The organism is Nonomuraea sp. NPDC003201 (genome assembly GCF_053590415.1).
In genome coordinates, this window is the sequence record NZ_JBSFTC010000067.1 from 1 (window position 1) to 20,738 (window position 20,738).

The window sequence follows — 20,738 nt, forward strand, 5'->3', positions numbered from 1 at the left end:
CCCGAGGCGAGGGCGGCGGGCGCGACGGGGCCGCTGCGCGGGGACGCCTGCGCGCTGCTGCTGACCGGGACGCCCGGCCGGCGGATGGCCTGCCTGCGCTATCGCCTCCTCGACGGGCCACCCCTCCCCCACAGGCGCGCCGACGCGCTGGTGCCGCTGTTCCTGTCGGCCCCCTGGTACGCCGAGACCGGCGCCGCGCCGCTGCGCGAGCTGGCCGGGGACGACTGCGACTACGCCGACCTGATGCGCTACAGCTGCAACAGCGGCTCGGCCGTCGGCATCACCGCCGCCGAGGCGCTGCTGCACGCCCTCAACGAGGCCGTGGAGCGGGACGCCCTGTCGCTGCTCCTCGTACGCGCCTTCCTGGGCGGGGACGGCTTCCGGCTCAGGCTGATCGACCCGGGGACGCTTCCGCACGGCCTCGCGCGGGCGTACGCGACGGCGGAGGAGCTGACCGGGTCACCGGTGCACCTGCTGGACATCACCAGCGACCTAGGCGTGCCGACGATGCTGGCGTACACGGCTCCGGACGGCCGCCGTCCGCACCGGCGCGGCGGCGGCACCTCGCTGGACCCGGCGTACGCCGCCTGGCGGGCGCTCACGGAGCTCGTCCAGACCACGCTCGGCGAGGGCCTGCCGCACTCCGGAGCCGTACGCGGCGATCTGGCCGGGCTGGCGGCGCACCCCGCGCTGCACGCGTGCGGGCGCTTCGACCTCACCGACGCCCTGCGAGAGGCGCAGGTGGTCCCCTTTCCGCAGGCCGCCGCGGCGGCCGGGACTCCCGGCGCCCAGCTGCGGAAGGTGGCCGCGACGCTGGCCGCGCGGGGCCACCCGGCCTACCACCGCATGGTGCGCGTCCTCCCCTGCGGGATCACCGCCGTGCACGTGATCGTGCCGGATCTGGAGCGGTTCATGCTGGTCACCGACGGCAATCTCGTCCTGCCCGGCCGCAGGGGGCTGGCCGTCGCGGCCGGACGGGTTTCCGAATCGATGCCACAGGATTGGCGGCCCCCATCAATGAGGTGAATGGTTTTTCCGCTTTATCGACCTTACGTGGAGAATTACCAGCCTCTTTATCCGCACATACTGGATTTATGGGCGCACGATATTGGCAGAATCGCCAGGCCAAGATGTCGGTGGTGCTCGGCGTTCTGCTCCTGGCCCTGGCCACCATGATCCTGACCGTGGCCACCCGATTGCCGAAGGACTGGGGGATCACGGCCGGATCCGCGCAGATCATCGCGGCGGTGACGGGCGCGATAGGGCTGGGCAACGGCCTGGTGCAGTTCCTGTCCTGGTGGCGCAAGCGCGGCGCGGCCACCGCCGCCCCCACCTCGGCCGACGTCGCCACCGCGAAGGACGTCCTCTCCGGGCTGGTCACCCAGCAGTGGCGTGACGAGACGGTCCTGCGCTCTCTGTGCGATCCCGAGCCCATGCCGCTGCCCTGGCACTCGACCGAGCGCCGCGAGCTCGCCGACCGTCCCGAGATCATCGCCAAGGGCACCGTGGCCTTCCCCGGCCTGGACGTGCACATCGCGGACATGGCACGTAACTTCCGCGCCCTGCGCTGCCGCCGGCTGGTCATCCTGGGCGGCCCCGGCACCGGGAAGACGACCCTGGCCGTGCAGCTCGTCCTCGAACTGCTGCGCACGCGGGAGCCGGAGGAGCCCGTCCCGGTGCTGCTGTCGGCCGCGCGCTGGGACGACCGCCTATATGGGCGGCTGCAGGACTGGCTGGCCGCGAGCCTGGCGCTGGACTATCCGGCGCTGCGCGCGGAGGGCCTCGGCACGGACATGCCGGAGACGCTCGTGGCCCGGGGCGAGGTGCTGCCCGTCATCGACGGCCTGGACGAGCTGCCCGACACCGCCCGCGCGGACATGCTGACCGCGCTGAACCGGTCGATGTACGAGACCGACCAGCTCATCCTCACCTGCCGTACCGATCAGTTCGCCGAGTCCGTCGAGGAGATCGGCGACGCCCTCACGGCGGCGGCGGTCATCGAGCCACAGCCCATGTCCCCCGCCGCGTCGGCCGAGTACCTGGAGGCGTGCCTGCCGCCGGTGCCCCACTCCGTGTGGCCCCAGGTCCTGGAGGAGCTGCGCAAGGGCACCGTCCCCGCACTGTCCGAGGTCACCTCGACGTCTCTGGGGCTCTGGCTGGTCCGCGCCACCTACATCGCGCCGCGGGTGGATCCGACGCCGCTGCTGGCGCTCGGGCGCGGCAGCGCGGCGACGTTGCACGACCATCTGTGCGACCAGCTCATCCCCGCTCTGGTGAGCACGCGTACGCCCGCCGAAGGCCCGCCGCAGCCCTTCCGGCCCCAGCACGCCTGGACGCCGGAGCAGGTCGACCGCTGGCTCACGTACCTGTCCCGCCAGCTCGAACGCAACGAGGAGGACCCGCGCGACGTCGCCTGGTGGCACCTGGCCCGCTACACCTCCAGCCGCACGGTCCGGTTCGGGGCCGCCGCCGTGATCGGGGTCGTGGTCGGGCTGGCCTTCGGCCTGCTGACGAAGTCGCTCTTCTTCAGCGCGATGGCCGGCCTGTTCTCCGCGCTCGTGGCCGAGACCCTGATCGGCTCCTGGTTCACCGAGTCGCCGGGCCACGCCGACTTCCACCTGCGCGGCAGGCTCGCCGAGCTCCTTCCCGCCCTCCGGGACGGGCTGATCGTCGGAGCCCTGGGGGCCATCGTCGGCTGGCTCATGGCCTACGCGAGCGGGAAGCCGGTCTTCGCCCTGAGATCCTCGGTGCAGATCGGGCTGCTGTCCTTCGTCGGGTTCGTCGCCCTGCTCAGCCTGATCCGCTGGGTCGAGAGCCCCACCGCCGACCTGACGGCCAGATCCCCGCGCTCGACCTGGCAGGCCGACAGGACCCTGACCGCCATCCGGATCATCGGCGGGCTCGTGGTCGGGCTCGCCACCGCGGGCGTCCTGCTGTATTCGGGGATCCCCCCGGACATGTCGATCCTGGTCGGCCTGGTGCTGGGGCTGCTGTTCGGGCTCGTCCTGGGCCGCCACCACGCCTGGCTGGCCTACAAGCTGACGATCCCCCGCCTGGCCACCCGGGGAAGCCTGCCGCTGCGCGCGATGGACTTCCTGGACGACGCCCACCGGCTGGGCCTGCTGCGCACGGAAGGGCCGTACTACCAGTTCCGGCACGTCGAGCTGCAGCAGCACCTCGCGAACGGGCGGCACGTGGCGCCCGTGACCCCGCCCGCCAGGGCCCCTTCGCATAGGGACGGCCCTGGCGGGCAGGACGGACGCACATAGTCGCATCGGGGGCGTCATGACAACTTCAGGAGGCGTCTTCAGACGCAAACCGGTGGAGCTCATCGCCACCGAGCACGAGGGCGAGCTGGCCAGGTCGCTCGGGTTGTGGCAGCTCACCGCCATCGGCGTGGGCGGCATCATCGGCGCGGGCATCTTCGCCCTGGCCGGCGCGGTCGCCAACCAGACCGCGGGGCCGGCCGTGCTCGTCTCGTTCCTCATCGCGGGCATCGCCAGCGCCGCCGCCGCGTTCTCGTACGCCGAGTTCGCCGGCCTGATCCCGAAGGCCGGGTCCGCCTACACCTACGGGTACGCGGTCCTCGGGGAGATCGTCGGCTGGTGCATCGGCTGGGACCTGCTGCTGGAGTACACCGCCATCGTCGCGGTGGTGGCCATCGGCATCTCCGGCTACTTCGGCTTCCTCGTGGAGCAGCTCGGCTTCACGCTGCCCGCGTGGATGCTCGGCGCGCCCGGCACCGGCGCGGGGCACGTGGTGGACCTGTTCGCGGCGATCCTGTGCCTGTTCATCGCCTTCCTGCTGAATCTCGGGATCCGCGCCGCGGCCAGGTTCGAGACGTCCGTGGTGGGCATCAAGGTCGCCGTCGTGCTGCTGGTGATCGTGGTCGGCTTCTTCTACATCAACCCGTACAACTACACGCCGTTCTTCCCGTTCGGGGTCAGCGGGGCGATCACCGGCGCCGCCACCGTGTTCTTCGCGGTGTTCGGCTACGACGCGATGAGCACCGCGGCCGAGGAGTCACGGGACGCGCAGCGGCACATGCCGAAGGCGATCATCTACTCGCTGGCCATCTCCATGGTCCTGTACGTGCTGGCCACGCTCGTGCTCACCGGCATGCAGAACTACCGGGAGATCGATCCCGAGAGCGGCTTCTCCTCGGCGTTCGCCTCCGTCGGGCTGCCCGGGCTCGCGTCCCTGATCGCGGCGGGGGCCGTGGTGGGCATCCTCACGGTCATGTTCACGTTCATGCTCGGCGTCACCCGGGTCTGGTTCTCGATGAGCCGGGACGGGCTGCTGCCGCACTGGTTCGCCAAGCTGCACCCGGTGCGCCGGGTGCCCACGCGGGTCACCTGGATCGTGGGCGTCGCGTCGGCGCTGATCGCCGGGTTCCTGCCCATCCGGGAGGCGGCCGAGCTGACGAACATCGGGATCCTGCTGGCGTTCGTGGTCGTGTGCGTGGCGGTGATCGTGCTCCGCTACCGGCAGCCCGACCTGCCGCGCCAGTTCCGCCTGCCGGGGATGCCGGTGGTGCCGGGCGTCGGGGCGCTCTTCTCGATCTGGCTGATCACGTTCCTGAATCCGGTGACGTGGCTGCGCTTCGCCGTCTGGTTCCTGATCGGGCTGGTCATCTACTTCGCCTACAGCCGGCGCCACTCGGCGCTCAATTAGCCCGGGCCGGGCACGGCCCCCTCTCGGGAGCCGTGCCCGGGTCTCGTCGTTCAGAACGGGCAGGTGTCCGTCCACTGGGTCACCAGCGAGGTGTTGTTCCGGTCGGCGTCACGCACGCTGCCGCACAGGAACGGGGTGAAGCGGGCGTCGTCGCGCAGCCAGCGGCTGAAGAACGACACGATCCACTTGCCCTGCTTGGCCTTGTTGCCGTAGCCGGTCATCGGGCAGAGGTGGTCGCCGGGGACCTCGATGTACAGCTTCTCGGCCTGCGTCATGCTGTTGTACCAGGGCCTGGCGTACGTGCCGCCGGGCGCGGCGACGTCGCTCGCGCAGGTCAGGAAGAAGGTCGGCTTGGCGACGCCGGCGAAGCTCCCGCTCTGGTGGTAGGGCGCCAGCGGCACGCCCGCCCTGAACCGGGTGTCGTCGCGCAGCGCCACCATCGTGCCGCCGCCGCCCATGGAGTGGCCCGCCGCGCCGAGCACGCCGTTCAGCTTGCCCGAGATGGGGTTGCCGGTGGCGTTGCCGAGGTTGAGCAGCTGGGTGCCGGCCGCCCTGATCTGGGTGCCCCGCTGGTCGGGGCTGTCGGACAGCGTGTTGGTGTCGACGTTGAGGACGACGAAGCCCCAGGACGCCAGGCGCGGGCCGAGCCAGCTCAGGTTCTGCTGGGTGCCCTGGTAGCCCGGCATGAGCACGATGCCCGGGTACGAGCCGCCGGCCGTCGGGTACGTGATCGTGCCCGCCTTGTAGCCGCTGGGGTTGGGGACGGTGTAGGTCGCGGTGGCCAGCGGGCCGGTGGTCGCCTCCAGCGACTGGGTGGTCGGGTCGGGGATGGTGCCCCCTGGAGGTGGCGTGGTGCCGCCCATCGTGCCGTAGACCTGGAACTCGAACAGCGAGTAGCCGTAGGCCGTGCCGCGGGCGGTGCCGTACACCCGTACGTACCGCCCGTTCCCGGTCACGGCGAGGGTCTGCGTCCCGCCGGTGCCGGTGGCGGTCGCGTAGACGGTGGTCCAGGTCAGGCCGTCGGCGGAGGTCTGGATCTGGAACGCCCTGCCGTACGCGGACTCCCAGCTGAGCACCACCTGGCTGATGGCGGCGGCGCCGCCGAGGTCGACCCGCAGCCACTGCGGGTCGCCGAAGGCGCTCGACCAGCGGGTGGCGGCGTTGCCGTCCACGGCCGCCGAGGCGGGCGTGGAGGCGTTCTCGGCGGACGACGCGGTGACGGGCTTGCCCTGCGACAGCAGCGGGTCGGCGACCGCCTGGGCGCTACCCGCGCCGCCGACCAGCGCGGCGGCGAGGGCCAGCGCGACGAAAACGAGAGAAGATCTCATGCTCTACCTCTGTGGAACGGGCGTGGCTTTCGCCAGCACGCGGACAGAAAGGCCGGTCGCGAGAGCGCTCTTCAACGCTCTGGACCATATGCGGCGGTCAACGGCGTTGAAAGCGCGGCAACCGCTGAGCGGAAGATGAATGCGGGAAGTTCCGGCGGGCGCGCCGTGTTGGTGCCGAGCATGGGAAACCGCTTCGCCGACGGCGACGTCATCAAGCGCCTGCTTCACGGGGCGCGGCACTGGGCTTTCGTGGGTCTCAGCGACAACCCGGAGCGCACGGCCTATGACCAGGCCCGGCTGCTCCAGGCCCGCGGCAGACGGGTCATTCCCGTCCATCCGGCCGCCGAGACCGTGCTGGGCGAGCCCGGGTACGCGTCGCTGGCCGAGGTGCCGGACCCGCTGGACGTCGTCGCGGTGTACCGGCGCGCCGAGCTGGCGGGGGAGTCGGTGGACGAGGCGATCGCGGCAGGGGCCAAGGCGATCTGGCTCCCGCTCGGCGTCATCGACGAGGCGGCCGCCGAACGCGCCCTGAGCGCCGGCCTCGACGTCGTCATGGACCGCTGTCCGGGCGTCGAATGGGCCCTGCGCAGGGATGCCTGAACGGGCGCTGCCTGGAGGCGCGCGAATGAGCGGTCGGGGCTTCTAGCTAGCCGCCTGGGCCCGGTCGCGGGTGGTGCCGAGGGCGCGGTAGCGCCGGAGCCGTTCGGTGAGCAGGTCGGGGCGGCGGCGCGGCAGCATCGCGGCGAGCTCCCGCTCCAGCTCGCGCCCGACGCGGCGGCAGAACGCCTCCGGTTCGTCGGCCGCGTCCGGGCGCTCGGGGACGACCCGGTCGGCGATGCCGTCGGCGACCAGGTCGGCGGAGCGCACCCCCTGCGCGGCCGCCAGCTCCGGGGCGTGCTCGACGTCGCGGTGCACGATGGCGCTGGCGCCCTCGGGCGGCAGCGGTGACAGCCAGCCGTGCTGGGCGACGAGCACCCGGTCGCACGGGATCAGCGCGAGCGCGCCGCCGCCGCAGCCCTGGCCGAGCAGGATCGACAGCGTCGGCGCCTCAAGGGTGACAAGCTCGGACAGGCATCGGGCGATCTCCCCGGCCAGCCCGCCCTCCTCCGCCTCGGGGCTGAGCGCCGCGCCGGGGGTGTCGATGACGGTGACGAGCGGCAGGTTCAGCTCGTGCGCCAGGCGGAAGCCGCGCCGGGCCGCGCGCAGGGCCGCCGGGCCCATCGGCCCCACGTCGGTCTGGGTGCGCCGGTCCTGGCCGAGCAGCACGCACGAGACGCCGCCGAAGCGGGCCAGCGCCAGGTACAGCCCCGGGTCCTGCTCTCCCTCGCCGGTCCCGTTCAGCGGCAGGACGTCCGAGGCGGCGTAGCGGAGCAGCTGCCGGACGCCGGGCCGGTCGGCGCGCCTGGAGCGGGTGATCGACTCCCACGCGGGCACGTCCGGCAGCGGCTCCACCGACGGCGCCGCGTGTCCTGCCGGCGGCGCCGGTGGAGCCAGCAGGATGCGCAGCGCGCGGTCGGCGATCCCGGCCAGCGCCTGCGGCGGCAGCACGGCGTCGACCAGGCCGTGCCGGTACAGGTTCTCGGCGACCTGGACGCCCTCCGGGAACGGCTCGCCGTACAGGGACCGGTAGACGCGCGGGCCGAGGAAGCCGATCATCGCGCCGGGTTCGGCGGCCGTGACGTGGCCGAGCGAGCCCCACGAGGCGAGCACGCCGCCGAGGGTGGGGTCGCGCAGGTAGACCAGGTACGGCAGGCCCGCGGCCTTGTGCTGCGTGACCGCGGCCGAGATCTTCACCATCTGCAGGAACGCCACCGTGCCCTCCTGCATCCTCGTACCGCCCGAGGCGGGCGCGGCGAGCAGCGGCAGCCGCTCGGCGGTCGCCCGCTCCACGGCGGTCACCAGGCGTTCGGCGGCGGCGACCCCGATGGATCCGGCGAGAAAGCCGAACTCGCAGGCGACGACGGCCACCCGGCGGCCATGGAGCAGCCCCTCCCCCGTGATCACCGCCTCGTCCAGGCCCGTACGCTGCCTGGCGGCGGTCACGTCGGCGTCCTCCACCGGCCCGAGCGGCCGGTCCCAGCTGCGGAAGGAGCCGTCGTCGAGCGCGAGCTCGACGAGTTCGAGCGCGGTCATCCGGACAGCCACGAGCGGATCTCCTCCTCGTCGGCGTTCAGCACGGGAGGCGCGGCGTGGTCGGTCCTGGTGATCTCGACCTCGCCGTCCGGCCCGGCCGGGTCGAAGAACCGCAGCGGCGGGCCGGGCAGCGTGATCCCGCCGATGCCCGCGTGCTCGACGTCGATGAGCAGGCCCTGCGACCTGGTCTGCGGCCAGTCGTACACCTCGTCCAGGCTGCGCACCCGGCCGGCGGGCACGCCCGCGGCGGCCAGCCGGCGCAGCAGCTCGTCCGCGCCGAAGGGGGCGAAGGCGGCCTCGACCAGCTCGACCAGCCGCCGGCCCGCGGCCACCCGCTCCGCGTTCGTCGCCAGGCCGGGCTCCCGCGGGTCCAGGCCGAACTCGGCGCAGAAGCGCTGCCACAGTCCCTCGCTGCCCACCGCGATCTGCACGTGGCCGTCCCCGCACCGGAACAGCCCGTACGGAGCGATGGACGGGTGGTGGTTGCCCTGGGCGCGCCCGACCTCGCCGGCCACGGTCCAGCGGGTGCCCTGGAAGGCGTGCACGCCGACGATCCCGGCCAGCAGCGAGGTGCGCACGACCTGGCCACGGCCGGTCCGCTCGCGTTCGAGCAGCGCTGAGACCACGCCGTACGCGCCGTACATGCCGGCCAGCAGGTCTCCGATCGGCACGCCGACCCGTTGCGGGTCGTCGGGTCCGGACCCGGTGAGCGACATCAGCCCGGCCTCGCCCTGCGCGATCTGGTCGTAGCCGGCCCGCCCGGCCTCCGGCCCGTCGTGGCCGAACCCGGTGATGGACAGCACGACCAGCCGCAGGTTGAGTTCGAGCAGGCGGGCGGTGGTGAAGCCGAGCCGGTCGAGCACGCCGGCGCGGAAGTTCTCCAGCAGCACGTCCGCATTGCGGATCAGGGCCTCGAGGGTGGCCCGGCCGTCCTCGTCCTTCAGGTCCAGGGCGATCGACTGCTTGTTGCGGTTGCACGACAGGAAGTACGTGGACTCGGAGCCGGCGAACGGCGGGCCCCAGCCCCGGGTGTCGTCGCCGCTCCCGGGCTGCTCCACCTTGATCACCCGCGCGCCCAGGTCGCCGAGCATCATCGCGGCGTGCGGCCCGGCCAGCGCCCTGGTCAGGTCGACGACGACGTAACCGGCGAGCGGGCCGCTCATGACAGGCTCCCCGGCACGACGAGGATCACCCAGCACAGCACCGGCGCGACCACCATGATGGTCATGCCCCAGGTCATCAGGCGCTTGAAGACGTTGTCGCGTTCGGACACGTCCGCGTTCGCCACGACCAGGGCCCCGTTGGTCGAGAACGGGCTGCAGTCGACCACCGAGGAGGAGATCGCCAGCGCCGTGACCAGGCCGACGGCGCCGACCTGACCGGTCTGCAGGAACGGCACGGCGAGCGGGATGAGCGCCCCGAGGATGCCGGTCGTCGAGGCGAAGGCGGAGACCACGGCGCCGATGAGGCAGATCAGGAACGCGGCCACGAGCGGGGCGCCGACGTGGGCGACCCCGTCGCCGAGCCACTTCACCGTGCCCTGGTCCTCCAGCAGGGAGACATAGGTGACGATGCCGCCGACGAGGAGCACCGTACCCCAGCTGATCTTGTCGACGGTGCCGCGGGCCGCGGAGGGGAAGATCAGCGTGAGCGCGACCGCCACCGCCAGGGCGAGGAAGCCGATGTCGAGGTCGAAGACGAGCGCGCCCACGGCGAGCACGAGCAGGCCGACCAGCGTGAGGGAGCGCTGAGCGTCGAGGCGGGGCAGGGCGTCGTCGGCGGGGTCGGGGTCAGCGGCGGAGTCGCCCGCGGATCCGGAGGCGCCTGCGCGCGCGAGGGTCGCGACCTGCTGCTTCGGCGTCTCGCGGTCGCGCTGCAGCAGCTTCGTGCCGCCCAGGGTGAGGAAGCCGACCAGGCTGATCAGCGCGCAGGCGCCCATCGCGCTGAAGAACAGCACGGCCGGGTTGCCCGGAAGGTGGCTCTTGTCCACGACGCCGTTGGTGATCGCGCCGAAGATGCCGATCGGCGAGAAGCTTCCGCCGGTGGCGCCCTGCACCACCATCAGGCCCATCATGACCGGGTTGATCCGGTAGCGGGCGGCGAAGCCCATGGCCACCGGGGCCACGATGGCCACCGCGGCCGGGCTGGCGGCGCCGATCGCCGTGATCGCGGCGCACACCACGAACATCACCCACGGCATCAGCGCGACACGTCCGCGTACCGCCACCACGGCCCGGTGCACGATCCAGTCCACGGTGCCGTTGTTCCTGGCCAGCGCGAACAGGTACGTGACGCCGACCAGGATGACGAACAGGTTGGCCGGGAAGCCGCCGAGGACGTCCGACACCTCCACGCCGAACACCGCGGTGCCCACGACGAACGCCGCCACGAGCGCCAGCGCCCCCATGTTGATGGACCGGACGGTGGCTATCAGGAACACCAACACCAATACAACCAACGCAACGACTTCCGCTGACATCGGCGACTCCTCGGGTCAGGTGACTCTCCGGTTACGTGCGTATTTCCGGATTGGCCTAGCCTCTGCGCCACTGCGCCGGATGTCAATAGACTGTCCCCCGTGACCAAGAAGCGCCCGCAGACCTCCGCGGTTCCCGAGCGGATGGAGCGTCCCCGCCTCTACGTGCAGCTGGCCGACCACATCGCGCGCTTCATCGAGGCCCAGGGGCTCTCCCCCGGCGACCGCCTGCCGCCCGAGCGTCGTCTGGCCGCCGAGCTCGGCGTCAGCCGGGCGACCCTGAGCCGCGCCCTGGTGGCGCTCGAGGTCCAGGGCATGGTCGAGGTCCAGCACGGCAACGGCGCCGTGGTGCTCGCGCCGACGCTGCAGGAGTCGCGGGTGGACCCGGCGTTATCGCTGGCCGAGCGCGACCCGATGGAGCTCGCGCGGGCGCGCGAGGCGATCATGGCGGGGCTGGCGCGCAGCGCGGCGGCGCATCCCGACCGCAGCCTCCGGCTCGCCCTGCTCGACGCCGACGGCCGGCCGGTGCGCTTCTCCGACACCTGGCCCTGCGTGCGCAGGCTCGCGGGGGCCAGCCTGCTGGCCGATCTCGACGACCTGCTCTCGGAGGCCGCGCCGCTGGACGACGCCCGGGTCTCGGCCGAACGCCTGACGACTCTCGCCCGAGCCGTCGTGATCGGTGACGCCGACGCGGCGGCGGCCGCCTGCGCCTCCCTGCTCCGGGTCTGACTCACCTCGTGCTCAGGCGCCGTCACGCGGCGGCGCCTGAGATGCCCGTGCGGTGACGTCAACGCGCGTTCATGTGCGCTTCGGCGGCTGGACATCGAACCTCGCTCCCGAGGGGTCAAGCTGGGCGGCGTCGGCAGCGGCCTGTACCCCGCCGGGCGCGACGGCGAGTACTGGATGGTGACCGACCGCGGCCCGAACGGCGAGCCGAAGGTCAACGGCGAGAAGCGGCGCACGTTCCCGGTGCCGGAGTTCGCGCCCGCGATCGTGCGCGTGGCCGTCCGGCACGGCACGGCGCGCATCGTGCGCGGCATCCCGCTGAAGAAGTCCGACGGCACGCCGATCACCGGCCTGTCCAACCAGTCCGGCCACGACGAGGCCCCCTACACCTGGGACGGCCTGACCACGCTCCCCTACGACCCGAACGGGCTGGACACCGAGGACATCGTCACGGACGGGCGCGGCGGCTTCTGGCTGGTGGACGAGTACTCCCCCTCGCTGCTGCACGTGGCCGGCGACGGGCGGATCCTGACCCGGTACGTGCCCAAGGGGCTCGGCCTGACCGGGGCCGGCTACCCCGTACGCGAGACGCTGCCCGCCATCTTCGCCGGCCGCCAGCAGAACCGCGGCATCGAGGCGCTCGGCGTCTCGCCCTCCGAGCGCGCCCTCTACCTGGCCGTGCAGAGCCCGCTGGCCAACCCCGACAAGAAGACCGGCAAGGCCTCCAGCATCGCCCGCATCCTGCGGGTGGACCTGCGGACCGGGCGGCCCACCGGCGAGTGGGCCTACAAGATGGAGGACGTCGCCACCTTCGAACCGGCCGCCGAGCAGGGTGACATGAAGATCTCCGCGCTCAGCGTGCTGAGGCCCGGCCGCCTGCTGCTCCAGGAGCGCACCGACGCCGTGGCCCGCCTCTACACCGTGGACCTCCGCAAGGCGACCGACCTCCTCGGCGGCCGCCACGACGACCCGGCGACCACGCCGTCGCTGGAGGCGTCCCTTCCCGCGGACGTCACCGTGGCGGCCAAGTCGCTGACCGTGGACCTGGCGGCGATCGACGGGCTGCCCGGCAAGATCGAGGGTGTCGCGGTGCTCGACCCGAGGACCATCGCCATCGCCAACGACAACGACTTCGGCGTCGGCACCTTCGACGCGAACGGCCGCCTGGTGGACACCGGCATCCCCAGCCGCATCCTGACGATCCGCCTCCCCCGCCCGATCGGCTGAGCACCGCGGCCGGCCGTCCCGCTCAGCCCGACGGCCGGCCCGCTCAGCCCGACGGCCGCTCGGCGCGGACGCCTGTCATGCGGCCGCTCCGGTGCGTGACCGTTCTTGCCGGCGCCTACCATTCGCGCATGACCACGCACGGATTCACGCTCGCCGCCGAGGGCCCGTTCGACTTCGACGCCTCGCTGCGCTTCATCGAGGACTGGCCGGCCACCAGCGCGCTGCCCTCCGACGGGCGGGCGATGCGCTTCGCCTACAGCGCGGAATCCGACTGGCTGCCGATCGGCGTCACCGTGACGGGCGCACCGGGCGGTGTCGCCGTGGCCACGACGCGGCCCGCCGGGCCGGGGATCCGGGGCGAGCTGGCGCGGATCCTGTCCCTCGACGTCGACGGCGCCGGCTTCGCCAAGCTCGGCGAGGCCGACCCGGTGCTCGGCGACCTGCAGCGGCGCAGCCCCGGCCTGCGGCCGGTGTGCTTCTGGAGCCCGTGGGAGGCCGCGTGCTGGGCGGTGATCGTGCAGCGTTCGTCGATGCTCATCGCCTCGCGGATCAAGCAGCGCATCGCGGACCGGTACGGCGCGAAGGTCACCGTGGACGGGCAGGAGCAATCGGCCTTCCCCCCGCCCGTGTCGCTGCTGGAGGCCGGGGGCCTCGGGCTGCCGGCGCAGAAGGAGGAGTGGCTGCGCGGCCTGGCGCGGGCGGCGCTCGACGGCGTGCTCACCACCGAGCACCTGCGCGCGCTCGACCCGCAGGATGCCCTGGCCGAACTGCGCGCGCTGCCCGGCGTGGGGCCGTTCTCCGCGGGGCTGATCCTGATCCGCGGCGCGGGCGCGCCGGACGCGTTCCCCGGCGACGAGCCGCGCCTGTTCGCGATCCTGCGCGAGGCGTACGGCCTGCCGGAGGACGCGCCGCCGAGCGCGTACCGGAAGCTGGCCGAGGCGTGGCGGCCCTACCGGTCCTGGGCCTCCTTCCTCTTCAGGGCCTCCTCCTACGGGACCGTCGACGACCGCGACTGAGAGCCCCGTTGCCATCCGCTTCCCGTATACGTAGACTCATACGTATACGGGATGAGGGTGAGACGATGCCGAACAAAACGATCTACGTCTCGGACGAGGATCTGCCGATCTTCCAGCGGGCGCAGGAGCTCGCCGGCGGCAAGCTGTCGACCGCCATCAGCGTGGCACTGCGACGCTACGTCGAGATGGAGGAGGGCCGCCAGGAGGGCTACGAAGAGATCATCGTGCAGGTCGGCCAGGGCGCCGGGCGCAAGCAGCGCTTCTCCGGCGTGCTGCTCGGCGAGTGGGGCCGCACCAGCCGCAGCGGGCGGGTGGAGATGTTCCGGGTGTACCGCTCGCGCAAGGGCAAGTTCGTGCTGCACGTCGACCGCTCGCCCGACTGGGTGAGCGGCTCGGAGTCCGACGACTGGGTGAGCACCTGGCGCGGCTACCTCGGCCTGGGCGAGACGAGATGGGGCTTCGTGCAGGGCGCGGCCACGCTGGACGTCTTCGACACGGTCGAGGAGCTGCGCGGCAAGATCCCTGACGAGTTCTACGACCTGATCGCCGACCTGGCCGAGCGGCCCGCAGTCGAGGACCTGGACATCTAGTACCCGCTGATCGAAGCGGGCGGGCGACCGTCCGCCATCCCGTCATGCCCACAAATCATGGTTACCGCGATGCCCCCCGCCATTCACGCCGAGGGCCTGGTCAAGAAGTACGGCGACGTCGTCGCCCTCGACGAAATGGACCTGTCCGTCCCGGAGGGCACGGTGCTCGGCCTGCTCGGCCCCGACGGCGCAGGAAAGACCACGACCGTACGGATCCTGACCACCCTGGTGAGACCGGACGCCGGACACGCCACCGTCGCCGGCCTGGACGTCGCCACGCAGGCCGACCGGCTGCGCTCGCGCATCGGCGCGTCCGGCCAGTACGCGCGGTCGACGACCACATGACCGGCGCCGAGAACCTGGAGATGGCCGGCCGCCTCTACCACCTGGGCGGCGGGCGCAGCAGGCAGCGCGCCCGGGAGCTGCTGGAGCGCTTCGACCTGACCGGCGCGGCCGACCGCCCGGTGCGGGGTCTGGCCGCTCCAGCACGCGGTGGCGGTGTCGCTGTCCTGGTCGGCGCTGATCCTGGTGGTGTTCGTGCCGCTGGCCACGCGCCTGTACCAGCGGGCGGTCAGCCGGTGACCCCTCCCGGCGACGGGCGCGGGCCCGCTCAGGGCGAGAGGCCCTCGCGCAGCAGCGCCCACACCCGGTCGGCGGTGGCGCGCCGGTCGGGCGCCGGGGTCTTGGCCAGGACCCCGGCGAGCATGCCGATGGCCAGCACCAGGTCGTCGGCCGAGACGCCGTCACGGACGTGCCCCGCGCGCCGGGCGTCGCCGAGCACGCCCGCCAGGACTCCCGCCACGCGATCGCGTACGTCGATGATGCGGGGATCGGGCTCGCTCGGCCGCGTGCTGACCAGCTCGATGAACGCGGTCGAGGTGATGGCCTGCTCGGTCAGCAGCGCCAGCAGGTCGTCGAGCGTGGTGCCGGGCCGGGCCGCCAGCGCCTCCAGCTCCGTGACGCCGTCCTCGAAGACGGCCATCGCGAGGCTGATCCGGTCGGGGAAGTGCCGGTAGAGGCTGCCCTGCCCGACCCCGGCGGCGCGGGCGACCGTGCTCAGCGGCGCGTTGTATCCGGCGCTGGCGAACACCTCACGGGCGGCCGCGACCAGCGCCGCCCGGTTCTCGGCTGCGGCGCTCGGTCCTCTGTTCGGTCGACGTGACTCCGGCACAGCGGGTATCGTAGCAACCGGACAACATCGTCCGGTTGCCGTGCCGGGAGCATGGCGGGCCGGAGGACGGCTGGCGAAAGGACGGGCTCTTGAGCACATTCGACGATCGCGTCGCCCTGATCACAGGCGCGGGGTCCGGAATCGGCCGGGCAATGGCCGTGGCGTTCGCCAAGGCGGGCGCCCGCGTCGTGGCCTGCGACATCGACAAGGAGTCGGCCGGGCGGACCGCCGAGGAGATCGGCGAGGCGGCCGTCGCGGTCGCCGCCGACATCTCCGACGAGGCGTCGGTGGCCGCGCTGACCGAGACGGCGATCGGCGCGTACGGCCGCATCGACGTGCTGTGCAACAACGCCGGGATCATGGACACGATGGCGCTGCCCGCCGACATCCCGGTCGAGCTGTGGGAACGGGTCCTGCGGGTGAACCTGACCGGCACGTTCCTGGTCACCCACGCGGTGCTGCCGCACATGCTGCGCCAGGGCTCCGGCGCGATCGTCAACACCGCCTCGGAGGCCGGCATCCGAGGCGGGGCGGCCGGCGCCGCCTACACCGCGTCCAAGCACGGCGTGGTCGGCCTGACCCGCAGCGTGGCCTGGGCGCACGCCAAGGACGGCATCCGCTGCAACGCCATCCTGCCCGGCCCCACCATGACCAACATCGCCACGAACGCCTCCTTCGACCCCACCGGCGCCGCCCGGCTCGGCCCCGTGCTCGCCCTCGGCGAGCGGCTGGCCCAGCCGGAGCAGATGGCCGACGCCGCGCTCTTCCTCGCCTCGGATGCCGCCTCGTTCATCAACGGGGCGATCGTCCCGGTTGACGGCGGCTGGTCGGCGGCCTGACCGCCGAGGAGCTGAAGCGCCGCGAAGGGCTCGTCGTCGGCGGCCTGCGGCGCCGGTAGAACCGAAAGGAACCCTCTGATGAACGTCACCGTCGACACGGACAAATGTTGTGGGGCAGGCAGCTGCGTGCTGCTCGCCCCCGAGGTGTTCGACCAGGGTGAGGACGACGGCATCGTGATCCTGCTGGACCCGTCGCCGGCCGAGCCCCTGCACGCCGCCGTACGCGAGGCGGCCGCCGTCTGCCCGGCCGCCGCGATCACCCTGGACGGGCAGTCTTGACGGACGTCCTGATCGTGGGCGCCTCCGCCGGCGGCCTGGCCGTCGCGGAGGCGCTGCGCCGCAAGGGCCACCAGGGCGGCCTGACCGTGCTGGGCGCCGAGCCGCACCCGCCCTACGATCGCCCGCCGCTGTCCAAGCAGGTGCTGGCCGGCACGTGGGAGAGCGAGCGGGCGCACCTGCGGGCCGGGACCGAGCTGGACAAGCTGGGCGCGACGTTCATCCTCGGCGACCCCGCGGTGCGGCTGGACCCCGAGGCGCGGGAGGTGTCCGCCGCGTCCGGGCGGACCCTGCGCGCGCAGGCCGTCGTGCTGGCCACCGGGCTGACCCCGTCCCGGCTGCCCGGCCAGGACGGGCTGGCGGGCGTGCACGTTCTGCGCTCGCTGGACGACGCGCTCGCGCTCCGCGCCCACCTGCTCGAAGGACCGCGCCTCGTCGTCGTGGGCGAGGGCGTGCTGGGGGCGGAGGTGGCCGCCACCGCGCGCGGTCTCGGCCTGGACGTCACCCTCGTCGGCCTCGGCCGCGCGGTCCTGGCCGACCAGCTCGGCGACCCGGCCGCCGCGCTGCTCACCAGGAAGCACGCCGAGCACGGCGTCCGGCTGCGGCTCGGCGTCGGGGTCCAGGGCCTGGCCTCCGAGAGCGGCCGGGTGACCGGGGTACGCCTGGCGTCCGGCGAGCTGCTGCCCGCCGACGCGGTGGTGGTGGCGATCGGCTCCCGCCCGGCGACCGGATGGCTCGGCGACAGCGGGCTGGCCCTGCGTGACGGCGTGGAGTGCGACTCCCGCTGCCGCGCCGGCGACGGCGTCTACGCGGTGGGCGACGTGGCCTCCTGGCAGCACGAGGGGCTCGGCCGGCGGCTGCGGCTGGAGAACCGGACCAACGCCGTCGAGCAGGCCCAGGTCGTGGCCGCCAACATCCTCGGCGAGGACCTGGCCTACGCGCCCGTCCCGTACTTCTGGACCGACCAGTACGACGTCAAGCTCCAGGTCCACGGGCTGCCGTCGCCCGAGGCGGAGGTGAGCGTGGTCGAGGGCGACCCCGAGCAGAACCGCTTCGTCGCCCTCTACCGGCTCGACGGCGTGGTCACGGCGGTGCTGGGCTGGAACATGGCCAAGGCCGCCCGCCTGCGCCGCGCTCAGCTGGGCACGACGTAACCCGCGTGGGGTGGCGGCCTGCCACCCCACGTGGGTCAGCGGGTGCGGACCTGCTGGTCGGTGTCGGCGGGCAGGCCGGCCGGCTGCGGCTGCGCGGCGCGGCGGCCGGGGATGGTCAGCACGATGAGCGCCGCCACCAGGGCGACCCCGCCGCCGATGAGGAAACCGGCGCGGAACCCGGCCTCGGACGGCAGCGTCACGGACCCGAACGTGACCGTCAGGTTGGCCAGCACCGCCCCGAGCACGGCACTGGCACAGGACGTGCCGATCGAGCGCATCAGGCTGTTGAGCCCGTTGGCGGCGGCCGTCTCGGTACGCGGCACGGCGCTCATGATGATGGACGGCATGGCCGCGTACGCGAAGCCGATCCCGGCGCTGACCACGGACGAGAAGACCAGGACGCCCCACGCGTGCCCCATCAGGACGAGGGCCAGGAGGTATCCGGAGGCGATGACGATCGTGCCGAGCAGCAGGGACGTCTTGGGCCCGCGAGCCCCCGACAGGCGGGCGGCCACCGGCGAGATCGCCATCATGACCAGCCCGGCCGGGGCCATCCACAGCCCGGCCTCGACCATCGAGCGGCCCAGGCCGTACCCGGTGGCCTCGGGCAGTTGCAGGAGCTGCGGCGTGATCAGCGACATCGCGTACATGCCGAAGCCGATGACGATGGAGGCCAGGTTGGTCAGCAGCACCTGACGGCGCGCGCTGGTGCGCAGGTCGATCAGGGGCGCGGACACGCGCAGCTCCCACCAGCCCCACAGCAGCAGGATCACCGCCGAGGCGGCGAACATGCCGAGCGTGGTGCCGCTCGTCCAGCCCCAGTCGCTGCCCTTGGAGACCGGCAGCAGGAACAGGGCCAGACCGGCCGCCAGCCCCACCGCCCCCACGAAGTCGAAGCGCCCCGGTGACTTGACCGGCGACTCCGGCACGATCATGAAGATCAGCACGCTCATCACCACGCCGAGCGCGGCGGCTCCCCAGAACAGCGCGTGCCAGCTCACGTACTGGGCGACGAACGCGGCGGCGGGCAGGCCGAGCGCTCCGCCCACGCCGAGCGAGGAGCTCATCAGGCCGATGGCCGAGCCGAGCCGCTGCGGCGGCAGCACGTCCCGCATGATGGCGATGCCCAGCGGGATCACGCCCATCCCGAGTCCCTGCAGCGCGCGGCCGATCACCATGGGGGCCAGCGAGTTGGCGGGGGCGCACACCAGGGAGCCGACGGCCAGCAGGACCGCGCTGACGATCATGACGCGGCGCTTGCCGTACAGGTCGCCGAGCCGCCCCGAGACGGGCATGGCGACCGCGCCGGCCAGGAGGGTCGCGGTGATGGCCCAGAAGGCGTTGGCGGTCGTGGTGTGCAGGAGGGTCGGCAGGGTCGCGATCAGCGGCACCATCAGGGTCTGCATCAGCGAGACCGTGATGCCCGCCGCCGCCAGCACGCTGATGATCGCTCCGCTGGACGGTGCGGCACGCGTTGAACTCATGAGTTCTCCCGTATCTCGCAGAATTATATGCACGATGCATATGGTATGTATCCTACACATCACCATATAGAGGGATATTCTGACCGCCGTGGGGAGGTAATCATGCGCGAGGAGATCGTTGACATCGAGCGCGAGCTCATGCTCATCGGCCGATATAAGGAGCTGGCGTCGTCGGCCGCGCCTGCTTCGGAACGCTGCCTGGAGCGTGGCAGCAGCTACATCCTGCTCAGCCGGCTGGAGGCCGAGGGGCCGATGTCGATCGGCCAGCTCGCGCAGGCGTTCAGCCTGGACACCTCCACCGTCAACCGGCAGACCGCCGTCCTGCTCCGCGACGGGCTCGCCGAGCGCATCCCCGACCCCGAGGGCGGGATGGCCCGCAAGCTCCGCATCACCGAGGAAGGGCTGCGGCGGGTCGCTGGGGAGCGCGCGTACCGGATCCATGGGCTCGCCACGGTCCTGAAGGACTGGACCCCGGAGGAGCTGGCCGCGTTCGCCCGGGGCCTGGCCCACTTCAACGCCAGCATCGAACACTGACGGCACCACGCGGGGCGGCGGCGTGCCGTCCGCTCAGGCGCTTGCGAGGGTGACGATGGTCTTCAGGATGTCGCGGGGCGGGTCGGCCAGGCCGCGTCGTACGGCGTCCGGGAGCGGGACGGTCTGGACGGGCAGCCGATCCACCCGGAGGTGACCGGCGTGCAGCAGGGCGACGGCGGCGCGTACGTCGGTGTCCCATCGGTGCGAGGCCGACCCCACGATGCGCTTCTCCCCCAGCACCACGTCCAGCGTGGACAGGACGGCGGGCTCCGGGGTGACGCCGAGCAGGACCGTGGTGCCGCCGCGGCGGCACAGCGACAGCGCGTCCGTCACCGCGGCGGGCGTTCCCGCGCTCTCCACGACCACGTCGGCCCCACGTCCGCCGGTCAGCTCGCGGACGGCGTCCGCCGCCTCGCCGGGCGCCGCGCCGGTGAAGCCGCACGAGCCGGCCAGCGCGCGGCGGCCCGGGTCCGGGTCGACCGCGACGACGGCCGCCGCCCCGCGGCAGACGGCCACCTGGGCGACCAGCAGCCCGATGGCGCCGGACCCGACGACCGCGACCACGGCCCCGGACACGTCACCGGCCTTGTCGAGCGCCCGTACGGCGACCGCCGCGGGCTCGGCGAAGACGGCGACCTCGGCGGGCATGCCCTCGGGCAGCGGGACGCAGCGGCCGGCCGGCGCCACCAGGTACTCGGCCAGCCCTCCGTCGTCCTGCAGTCCGAGCGCCGCCCCGCGTTCGCACAGCGGGTAGTCCCCGCGGGCGCACCACCAGCACCGGCCGCAGCCCAGCACGACGTCCGGGACGACCGGGGTGCCCGGGGCCAGGTCGACGCCGGGGCCGGGGCGGGCGACCACGCCGACGACCTCGTGCCCCAGGGTGAGCGGGGCCGTCCGGCCGGTCAGCGGGTGCGGCGTGACCGGCACGACGATCGGTCCCGCCCGGTACTCCTCGACGTCGCTGCCGCAGATGCCGCAGAGCGTCACCGCGATCAGGACCTCGCCGGGACCTGGGCTGGGGATTTCGGTCTCGACCAGCCGCACGTCGCCACGCCCGTACCAGCGCAACGCCGCCATCCGCGTCATCCCCGCACCCCGCTCGGCCGGGCG

Annotated in this window: 19 protein-coding genes and 1 pseudogene; 13 read left to right on the forward strand and 7 right to left on the reverse strand. The window is 72.9% G+C overall.

Annotation, left to right across the window (positions count from 1 at the left end; translation table 11 throughout):
* The 3 genes from ACWDX9_RS23900 to ACWDX9_RS23910 form a co-directional block, all read left to right on the forward strand.
* Positions 1–1,026 (forward strand): YcaO-like family protein (locus tag ACWDX9_RS23900; RefSeq protein WP_449957445.1); only part of this gene is annotated, 1,026 nt, incomplete at its 5' end.
* Between the two features lie 68 nt (positions 1,027–1,094).
* Complete coding sequence (locus ACWDX9_RS23905; RefSeq protein WP_449957447.1) at positions 1,095–3,269, forward strand: NACHT domain-containing protein; 2,175 nt, start codon at positions 1,095–1,097, stop codon at positions 3,267–3,269.
* Positions 3,270–3,285: 16 nt separating this feature from the next.
* Entirely contained in the window at positions 3,286–4,674 is a 1,389-nt protein-coding gene (locus tag ACWDX9_RS23910; RefSeq protein ID WP_449957449.1) for an amino acid permease, read from the forward strand.
* A gap of 50 nt (positions 4,675–4,724) precedes the next feature.
* Here ACWDX9_RS23910 and ACWDX9_RS23915 read toward each other — a convergent pair whose 3' ends face one another.
* Positions 4,725–6,002 carry a poly(ethylene terephthalate) hydrolase family protein gene (locus tag ACWDX9_RS23915; RefSeq protein WP_449957451.1) on the reverse strand — a complete coding sequence of 426 codons (1,278 nt, stop codon included), beginning with the start codon at positions 6,000–6,002 and terminating at the stop codon, positions 4,725–4,727.
* A 180-nt stretch (positions 6,003–6,182) separates the two neighbouring features.
* Between ACWDX9_RS23915 and ACWDX9_RS23920 the strand changes: the two genes are divergently transcribed.
* On the forward strand, positions 6,183–6,602 hold the full coding sequence (locus tag ACWDX9_RS23920) for a CoA-binding protein (protein WP_357747268.1): 420 nt from the start codon (positions 6,183–6,185) through the stop codon (positions 6,600–6,602).
* Between the two features lie 42 nt (positions 6,603–6,644).
* On the opposite strand, the gene ACWDX9_RS23925 is transcribed toward ACWDX9_RS23920, so the two are convergent.
* The 3 genes from ACWDX9_RS23925 to ACWDX9_RS23935 are packed head-to-tail and all read right to left on the reverse strand — an operon-like array spanning position 6,645 to position 10,614.
* The gene (locus ACWDX9_RS23925) at positions 6,645–8,147 is read right to left on the reverse strand and encodes a carboxyl transferase domain-containing protein (protein ID WP_449957453.1); all 1,503 of its coding nucleotides are present in this window, start codon (positions 8,145–8,147) and stop codon (positions 6,645–6,647) included.
* Positions 8,132–9,298, reverse strand: a complete 1,167-nt coding sequence (locus tag ACWDX9_RS23930; protein ID WP_449957455.1) for a CaiB/BaiF CoA transferase family protein — start codon at positions 9,296–9,298, stop codon at positions 8,132–8,134. Before ACWDX9_RS23930 ends, ACWDX9_RS23925 begins: the two co-directional genes overlap by 16 nt.
* Positions 9,295–10,614, reverse strand: coding sequence for an SLC13 family permease (locus ACWDX9_RS23935; protein ID WP_449957456.1), 1,320 nt, complete (start codon positions 10,612–10,614; stop codon positions 9,295–9,297). The genes ACWDX9_RS23930 and ACWDX9_RS23935 overlap by 4 nt, the downstream gene beginning before the upstream one ends.
* Positions 10,615–10,713: 99 nt before the next feature.
* Between ACWDX9_RS23935 and ACWDX9_RS23940 the strand changes: the two genes are divergently transcribed.
* The 5 genes and pseudogenes from ACWDX9_RS23940 to ACWDX9_RS23960 all read left to right on the forward strand — a co-directional run.
* Positions 10,714–11,340: a FadR/GntR family transcriptional regulator gene (locus ACWDX9_RS23940; RefSeq protein WP_449957458.1), complete on the forward strand. Its 627-nt coding sequence runs from the start codon at positions 10,714–10,716 to the stop codon at positions 11,338–11,340.
* A gap of 120 nt (positions 11,341–11,460) precedes the next feature.
* On the forward strand, positions 11,461–12,564 hold the full coding sequence (locus ACWDX9_RS23945; protein WP_449957514.1) for an esterase-like activity of phytase family protein: 1,104 nt from the start codon (positions 11,461–11,463) through the stop codon (positions 12,562–12,564).
* A 128-nt stretch (positions 12,565–12,692) separates the two neighbouring features.
* Positions 12,693–13,580 (forward strand): DNA-3-methyladenine glycosylase family protein, encoded by an 888-nt coding sequence (locus tag ACWDX9_RS23950; protein ID WP_449957460.1) that lies wholly within the window; start codon positions 12,693–12,695, stop codon positions 13,578–13,580.
* Positions 13,581–13,645: 65 nt separating this feature from the next.
* The gene (locus ACWDX9_RS23955; RefSeq protein ID WP_185072484.1) at positions 13,646–14,170 is read left to right on the forward strand and encodes an EXLDI protein; all 525 of its coding nucleotides are present in this window, start codon (positions 13,646–13,648) and stop codon (positions 14,168–14,170) included.
* Between the two features lie 69 nt (positions 14,171–14,239).
* Positions 14,240–14,640, forward strand: a pseudogene (locus tag ACWDX9_RS23960) (ATP-binding cassette domain-containing protein); the annotation flags it as partial.
* A gap of 140 nt (positions 14,641–14,780) precedes the next feature.
* On the opposite strand, the gene ACWDX9_RS23965 reads toward ACWDX9_RS23960, so the two are convergent.
* Positions 14,781–15,341, reverse strand: coding sequence for a TetR/AcrR family transcriptional regulator (locus ACWDX9_RS23965; protein WP_449957462.1), 561 nt, complete (start codon positions 15,339–15,341; stop codon positions 14,781–14,783).
* Positions 15,342–15,430: 89 nt separating this feature from the next.
* On the opposite strand from ACWDX9_RS23965, the gene ACWDX9_RS23970 reads away from it, so the two are divergent.
* The 3 genes from ACWDX9_RS23970 to ACWDX9_RS23980 all read left to right on the forward strand — a co-directional run bounded on the left by ACWDX9_RS23970 (position 15,431) and on the right by ACWDX9_RS23980 (position 17,610).
* Positions 15,431–16,180, forward strand: a complete 750-nt coding sequence (locus tag ACWDX9_RS23970; RefSeq protein ID WP_449957463.1) for an SDR family NAD(P)-dependent oxidoreductase — start codon at positions 15,431–15,433, stop codon at positions 16,178–16,180.
* A 78-nt stretch (positions 16,181–16,258) separates the two neighbouring features.
* Entirely contained in the window at positions 16,259–16,459 is a 201-nt protein-coding gene (locus ACWDX9_RS23975) for a ferredoxin (protein ID WP_449957465.1), read from the forward strand.
* Positions 16,456–17,610 carry an NAD(P)/FAD-dependent oxidoreductase gene (locus tag ACWDX9_RS23980; RefSeq protein ID WP_449957467.1) on the forward strand — a complete coding sequence of 385 codons (1,155 nt, stop codon included), beginning with the start codon at positions 16,456–16,458 and terminating at the stop codon, positions 17,608–17,610. Before ACWDX9_RS23975 ends, ACWDX9_RS23980 begins: the two co-directional genes overlap by 4 nt.
* Before the next feature lie 35 nt (positions 17,611–17,645).
* Here ACWDX9_RS23980 and ACWDX9_RS23985 read toward each other — a convergent pair whose 3' ends face one another.
* Positions 17,646–19,094 (reverse strand): MFS transporter, encoded by a 1,449-nt coding sequence (locus tag ACWDX9_RS23985; RefSeq protein ID WP_449957468.1) that lies wholly within the window; start codon positions 19,092–19,094, stop codon positions 17,646–17,648.
* 102 nt (positions 19,095–19,196) lie between these two features.
* Here ACWDX9_RS23985 and ACWDX9_RS23990 point away from each other — a divergent pair, with 102 nt between their 5' ends.
* Positions 19,197–19,628: a MarR family winged helix-turn-helix transcriptional regulator gene (locus tag ACWDX9_RS23990; protein ID WP_449957470.1), complete on the forward strand. Its 432-nt coding sequence runs from the start codon at positions 19,197–19,199 to the stop codon at positions 19,626–19,628.
* 33 nt (positions 19,629–19,661) lie between these two features.
* Here the strand turns inward: ACWDX9_RS23990 and ACWDX9_RS23995 are convergent, their stop codons facing one another.
* Positions 19,662–20,714, reverse strand: coding sequence for a zinc-binding dehydrogenase (locus ACWDX9_RS23995; RefSeq protein ID WP_449957472.1), 1,053 nt, complete (start codon positions 20,712–20,714; stop codon positions 19,662–19,664).
* Positions 20,715–20,738: the final 24 nt, after the last annotated feature.

Excerpts from the sequence above, each read along its gene's own strand:
- ACWDX9_RS23905 (WP_449957447.1), top strand. The coding sequence starts at position 1,095 with ATGGGCGCACGATATTGGCAGAATCGCCAGGCCAAGATGTCGGTGGTG.
- ACWDX9_RS23910 (WP_449957449.1), top strand. The coding sequence starts at position 3,286 with ATGACAACTTCAGGAGGCGTCTTCAGACGCAAACCGGTGGAGCTCATC.
- ACWDX9_RS23915 (WP_449957451.1), bottom strand. The coding sequence starts at position 6,002 with ATGAGATCTTCTCTCGTTTTCGTCGCGCTGGCCCTCGCCGCCGCGCTG.
- ACWDX9_RS23920 (WP_357747268.1), top strand. The coding sequence starts at position 6,183 with ATGGGAAACCGCTTCGCCGACGGCGACGTCATCAAGCGCCTGCTTCAC.
- ACWDX9_RS23930 (WP_449957455.1), bottom strand. The coding sequence starts at position 9,298 with ATGAGCGGCCCGCTCGCCGGTTACGTCGTCGTCGACCTGACCAGGGCG.
- ACWDX9_RS23935 (WP_449957456.1), bottom strand. The coding sequence starts at position 10,614 with ATGTCAGCGGAAGTCGTTGCGTTGGTTGTATTGGTGTTGGTGTTCCTG.
- ACWDX9_RS23950 (WP_449957460.1), top strand. The coding sequence starts at position 12,693 with ATGACCACGCACGGATTCACGCTCGCCGCCGAGGGCCCGTTCGACTTC.
- ACWDX9_RS23955 (WP_185072484.1), top strand. The coding sequence starts at position 13,646 with ATGCCGAACAAAACGATCTACGTCTCGGACGAGGATCTGCCGATCTTC.
- ACWDX9_RS23975 (WP_449957465.1), top strand. The coding sequence starts at position 16,259 with ATGAACGTCACCGTCGACACGGACAAATGTTGTGGGGCAGGCAGCTGC.
- ACWDX9_RS23985 (WP_449957468.1), bottom strand. The coding sequence starts at position 19,094 with ATGAGTTCAACGCGTGCCGCACCGTCCAGCGGAGCGATCATCAGCGTG.
- ACWDX9_RS23990 (WP_449957470.1), top strand. The coding sequence starts at position 19,197 with ATGCGCGAGGAGATCGTTGACATCGAGCGCGAGCTCATGCTCATCGGC.
- ACWDX9_RS23995 (WP_449957472.1), bottom strand. The coding sequence starts at position 20,714 with ATGACGCGGATGGCGGCGTTGCGCTGGTACGGGCGTGGCGACGTGCGG.